Genomic DNA, 5,552 nt, shown 5'->3' on the forward strand with positions numbered 1-5,552 from the left:
GCCGCTTTATCTACCTGGATCCTGAAATCGGCGGCAAGCGGGCCGTTGTTGAAGCCGCCGGCAACATCATTGCCAGCGGGGCTGAACCTCTGGCCATCACTGACTGCTTGAACTTCGGGAACCCGAACGAACCGGAAGTCTTCTGGGAACTGCACCACTCAGTCATGGGGATTGCCAAGGCCTGTGAAGTTTTGGAAACTCCAGTCGTTTCCGGGAACGTTTCCCTTTACAACGAAACTGACGACAAGTCCATCTACCCGACGCCAATGGTTGGCATGGTCGGCCTGGTCAAAAACCTGGACCACCTGGTCAGAGACAGCTTCCAGGAAGCCGGCGACGAAATCTACCTGGTTGGTCAAACCGGGGCGGACTACGCCGGCTCTGAACTGCAAAAGATGCTGACCGGTGAGATTTCCGGCCGCCTGCACGAGCTGGATCTGGACCACATTCACGATTACCAAAAGCGCCTGCTGGCTCAAATGGAAGCCGGCCACGTAGCCAGTGCCCACGACCTCAGCGAAGGCGGCCTGGGCGTCAGCCTGGCTGAAAGCAGCTTTGGGCACGGCATCGGGGCTGAAATCAGCAGCGAGCTGACCAGCGCGGAATTCTTCAGTGAAACTCCAGGCCGCTTCCTGGTCAGCGTACCAAGCGAATTCGCGGCCGAATTTGCCCAAGCCATGGGTGAAGATGCCGTCAAGATCGGTCAAACGGCCGGCGACAGCTTGAAGCTGAATTTGAAGGACCAGGCTGCTGAACTGCCGGTCGCCGAATTGAAACAAATTTGGGAGGAAGCCCTGCCATGCCTTATGAAATCAAAGGATTAAACGAAGAATGCGGCGTCTTTGGGATCTTTAACGTTCCTGACGCGGCCAACGTAACCTATTTCGGCCTGCACGCCCTGCAACACCGGGGCCAGCAGGGGGCCGGGATCGTGGCCAGCGATGGCCAGAAGCTGCGGCAGTTCCGTGACCGCGGTCTTTTGTCGGAAGTGTTTTCCAATCCGGCCGACCTGGACTTTTTGAAAGGCAACATGGCCATCGGTCACGTGCGCTACGGCACGGCCGGCTCTGACTCTCTGGCCAACGTCCAGCCCTTCCTGTTTCACTTCCAAGACGGGGAAATTGCCCTTTGCCACAACGGGAATCTGACCAACGCCAAAACTTTAAAAAAGCGCCTGGAAGATTCGGGCTCAGTTTTTCAGTCAAGCTCTGACACGGAAGTATTGATTCACTTGATCCGCCGCAAGGTGCGGATGCCGTTTATCGAAGCCTTGAAGGCCAGCTTAAACGAAGTCAAGGGCGGTTTTGCCTTCCTCTTGATGACCAACGACACGCTGTATGCGGCGCTGGATCCAAACGGCTTCCGGCCACTGGTGTTAGGACAAATGGACAACGGCAGCTATGTCGTAGCCAGTGAATCCTGCGCCCTGGACGCTGTTCATGCCAAGCTGCTGCGCGACGTGCAGCCGGGTGAGCTGTTGATCATCAACAAAGACGGGATCAAGATCGACCACTACACGACGGAAACCCAGCTGGCAGTCTGCTCGATGGAATACATTTATTTTGCCCGTCCAGACTCCATCATCCACGGGGTAAACATCCACACTGCCAGAAAGCGGATGGGGATGCTGCTGGCCAAGGAACAGCCGGCTCCAGAGGACGCGGATATGGTCATCGGGGTGCCGAACTCCTCTCTGTCAGCAGCCACCGGTTACGCGGAAGCAGCCGGCCTGCCATATGAAATGGGTTTGATCAAGAACCAGTACATTGCCAGAACCTTCATTCAGCCAACCCAGGCCCTGCGTGAACAGGGCGTCAAGATGAAGCTGGCGGCTGTCCGCGGGGTGGTCAGCGGCAAGAACATCATCGTGGTTGACGACTCGATCGTGCGCGGGACGACCTCGCGGCAGATCGTGCAGATGCTGAAGGAAGCCGGCGCCAAGTCCGTCCACATGCGGATCGCGTCACCGCCTTTCAAGTACCCGCACTTTTACGGGATCGACATTTCTGAGCGCAAGGACCTGATGGCTGCCAAATACAGCGTCAGCGACATGTGCAAACTGATCGGCGCCGACAGCCTGGGCTTTTTGAGCATTCCGAGCCTGATCAAGGCCGTGGACATGCCAGATGCCGGGGATGCGCCCAACGGCGGCTTGACGGTGGCCTACTTTGACGGCAAGTACCCGACGCCTTTGTACGACTACGAAAACCAAGTCAAAGAACCGTTGAATGTTGAACCAGTCGAAGAAATTTTAAAGAAGCAAAACAGAGGTGAATGATCGTGAATCGCTATAAGGATGCAGGCGTTGACGTTAACGCGGGCTACGAGCTGGTCCGGCGGATTAAAGGGGCCGTCGCTTCAACCAAGCGGCCGGGCTACGTCGGCAATATCGGCGGCTTTGGCGGCCTGTTCGATTTGGATTCGCTGGGCTATGAGCACCCAGTGCTGGTTTCAGGGACTGACGGGGTCGGCACGAAGCTGATGATCGCCCAGAAGATGGGCAAGAACGACACGGTCGGAATCGACGTCGTTGCCATGTGCGTCAACGACGTTTTGGCGCAAGGCGCTGAGCCCTTGTTCTTCCTGGACTACATCGCCTGCGGGCACAATGATCCGGCACTTTTGGCCTCAGTTGTCCAAGGGGTAGCCGAAGGCTGCCGGCAGGCCGGTGCCAGTCTGATCGGCGGGGAAACCGCTGAAATGCCGGACATGTACGCTCCTGATGAATACGACCTGGCCGGCTTCACGGTCGGGGTGGCTGAAAAGGACCGCCTCTTGTCCGTTGACACGCCGCAAGCCGGTGACGTCTTGCTGGGCCTTGCTTCCAGCGGCGTTCACTCCAACGGCTTCTCGCTGGTGCGGAAGATCCTTTTCAAGGACCACGAGGTCAAACTGACGGACAAGCCGGAAGAACTGGAAGGCAAGAGCGTCGGCGAAAGCCTGCTGGCCCCGACCAGAATCTACATCAAGTCCGTTCTGCCATTGATCAAGCAGGGGCTGGTGCACGGCGTGGCCCACATTACCGGGGGCGGTTTGATCGAAAACGTGCCCCGGATGTTCGGCGACGGCCTGCAGGCGCGGATTGCCGCCGGCAGCTGGGAAGTTCCAGCTGTCTTCAGCTACCTCAAGCAGCTGGGCGATTTGTCTGACGAAGACTGCTGGCAGACCTTCAACATGGGCCTGGGGATGATTTTGGCAGTTCCTGCCGCCAAGAAGGCGCAGGCAGTCAAGCAGCTGGAAGAAGCCGGTGAAAAAGTCTTTGAAGTCGGCCAATTGGCTGACCGCGCTGCTGGCGAGAAGATCGTGATCGAATAGGTGGAAAAATGAAAGTAGCAATTTTTGCATCCGGCAACGGGACCAACTATGAGGTTCTGGCCGAACATTTTCAAAAAGGCGACCTGCCGGGTGAGCTGGCACTCCTGTTTTGCGACCATCCAGACGCTCCGGTGATCAAGCGGGCCGAGAAATTTCAGACGCCGGTGGTGACCTTTACGGTCAAGTCATGCGGCGGCAAGCAAAAATACGAAGAAAAGATTCTGCAGGTCTTAAAGGACTATCAAATCGACTTTATTGCCCTTGCCGGCTACATGCGGGTCATCGGGCCGACGATTTTGAACGAATATGAGGGACGGATCGTCAACCTGCACCCTGCCTACCTGCCGGCTTATCCTGGGCTGCATTCGATTGAGCGGGCTTTTGCCGACCATCCGAATGAAACCGGGGTAACCGTTCACTATATCGACTCCGGCCTGGACTCCGGTCCGGCAATTGCTCAAAAGCACGTGCCGATCTACGACGACGATACGGTCGAGAGCCTGGAGGCCAGAATTCACGAATGCGAGCACCACTTGTATCCGGAAGCGTTGAAGAAAGCTTTGCTGAAATTTGAAGAGGAGAACAACTAAATGAAGCGTGCACTTGTAAGTGTTTCAGATAAGACCAACTTGGTTGCTTTTGTAAAAGGGCTGGTTGCCAACGACTACGAAATCGTGTCCACTGGCGGCACCAAGCGCGTCTTGGATGACGCCGGCATCCCGACCATTTCGGTTGAAGACGTGACCGGTTTTCCAGAAATTCTTGACGGCCGCGTCAAGACCTTGAACCCGTACATTCACGGCGGCCTCTTGGCCCGGCGGGAATTGCCGGAACACATGGCTACTTTGCAGGAACACAAGATTACGCCGATTGACCTGGTCTGCGTCAACTTGTATCCGTTCAAGCAGACGATTGAAAAGCCTGACGTGACTCTGGCTGAAGCCATCGAAAACATCGACATTGGCGGCCCGAGCATGGTGCGGTCAGCTTCCAAGAACTACCGCGACGTGACCATTGTGGTTGACCAGGCCGACTATGACCAGGTTTTGGCAGAAATTTCAGAAAACGGCAACACGAGCCTGGAAACCCGGGCCAAGCTGGCTGCCAAGGCCTTCCGGCTGACTGCTTCATATGACGCCCTCATTTCCCAATACTTGACGGAAAAGGCCGGCGAAAGTGCTCCGGAAAAGCTCACTCTGACCTACGATCTGAAGGAAGCAATGCGCTATGGCGAAAACAGCCACCAAAAAGCCTGGCTCTACGAAGACGCCCTGCCGAAGGCCTTCTCAGTATTGCAGGCAGAACAGCTGAACGGCAAGCAGCTGTCATACAACAACATCAAGGATGCTGACGAAGCCCTGCGCTGCGTGCGCGAATTCAGCAAGCCGACGGTCGTGGCCATGAAGCACATGAATCCATGCGGGATTGGCCAGGGCGACAGCCTGGAAGAAGCTTGGGACCGGGCTTACGCGGCTGACCCGGTCTCGATTTTCGGCGGGGTGATCGCCTTGAACCGGAAGGTGGACCTGGCAACTGCTGAAAAGATGCACAAGATTTTCCTGGAAATCATTATTGCCCCGGACTACGACGAAGATGCCCTGGCAGCTTTGAAGACCAAGAAGAAGAACCTGCGGATCCTGAAGCTGGACTTCAGCAAGAAGGATGAGGCTGCCCGGAAAGAAACTGTTTCTGTAATGGGCGGGCTGCTGGTTCAAGAACAGGACGTTCTGGACGAAGACTTTGCCGACTGGGAATGCGTCACCGACGTCAAGCCAACGCAAGAACAGCTGGAAACCCTCCTCTTTGCCTGGAAGGCTGTCAAGCACACCAAGTCAAACGCGATCGTCGTTGCCAATAACGAACGTACCCTGGGCGTTGGCGCCGGCCAGCCAAACCGGATCGATTCTGAAAAGATCGCGATTGAACACGCCCAAGAAGCTTTGGACGACCGCGCGGTCATTGCCAGCGACGCCTTCTTCCCATTCAACGACTGCGTTGAATATGCCGGCCAGCACGGCATCAAGGCAATTGTTCAACCAGGCGGCTCCGTGCGTGACCAGGAATCAATCGACATGGCAAACAAGTACGGCATTGCCATGGTCTTTACCGGCGTCCGTCACTTTAGACACTAAAAGGCTGATATGATGAAAGACAAGCTTAAAATTTTGGTAATCGGGTCCGGTGGCCGCGAATTCGCGGTTGCCCGTGCCCTGAAGAAGAGCCCGCATGTTGCTGAA

The 5,552-nt window shown here is 56.2% G+C and carries 6 protein-coding genes; all 6 read left to right on the top strand.

The features are described from left to right. The coding region (locus lacNas_RS11220; protein WP_244660647.1) for an AIR synthase related protein at nt 1-824 on the top strand (824 nt) is incomplete at its 5' end. Then, on the top strand, nt 800-2,278 hold the full coding sequence (gene purF / locus lacNas_RS11225) for an amidophosphoribosyltransferase (protein WP_201335909.1): 1,479 nt from the start codon (nt 800-802) through the stop codon (nt 2,276-2,278). The genes lacNas_RS11220 and purF, both read left to right, overlap by 25 nt. A gap of 2 nt (nt 2,279-2,280) precedes the next feature. Then, complete coding sequence (purM, locus tag lacNas_RS11230; RefSeq protein WP_201330198.1) at nt 2,281-3,315, top strand: phosphoribosylformylglycinamidine cyclo-ligase; 1,035 nt, start codon at nt 2,281-2,283, stop codon at nt 3,313-3,315. A gap of 8 nt (nt 3,316-3,323) precedes the next feature. Beyond that, entirely contained in the window at nt 3,324-3,905 is a 582-nt protein-coding gene (gene purN / locus lacNas_RS11235) for a phosphoribosylglycinamide formyltransferase (RefSeq protein ID WP_201330199.1), read from the top strand. Then, complete coding sequence (gene purH, locus lacNas_RS11240) at nt 3,906-5,447, top strand: bifunctional phosphoribosylaminoimidazolecarboxamide formyltransferase/IMP cyclohydrolase (protein ID WP_201330200.1); 1,542 nt, start codon at nt 3,906-3,908, stop codon at nt 5,445-5,447. A 12-nt stretch (nt 5,448-5,459) separates the two neighbouring features. After that, on the top strand, nt 5,460-5,552 hold a 93-nt coding region (locus lacNas_RS11245; protein WP_201346875.1), incomplete at its 3' end, for a Rossmann-fold NAD(P)-binding domain-containing protein.

The organism is Lactobacillus nasalidis (genome assembly GCF_016587775.1).
Lineage (GTDB): Bacteria > Bacillota > Bacilli > Lactobacillales > Lactobacillaceae > Lactobacillus > Lactobacillus nasalidis.

Bases quoted from the DNA above. Each gene is read 5' to 3' on its own strand.
- purF (WP_201335909.1), top strand. From the start codon at position 800: ATGCCTTATGAAATCAAAGGATTAAACGAAGAATGCGGCGTCTTTGGG.
- purN (WP_201330199.1), top strand. From the start codon at position 3,324: ATGAAAGTAGCAATTTTTGCATCCGGCAACGGGACCAACTATGAGGTT.
- purH (WP_201330200.1), top strand. From the start codon at position 3,906: ATGAAGCGTGCACTTGTAAGTGTTTCAGATAAGACCAACTTGGTTGCT.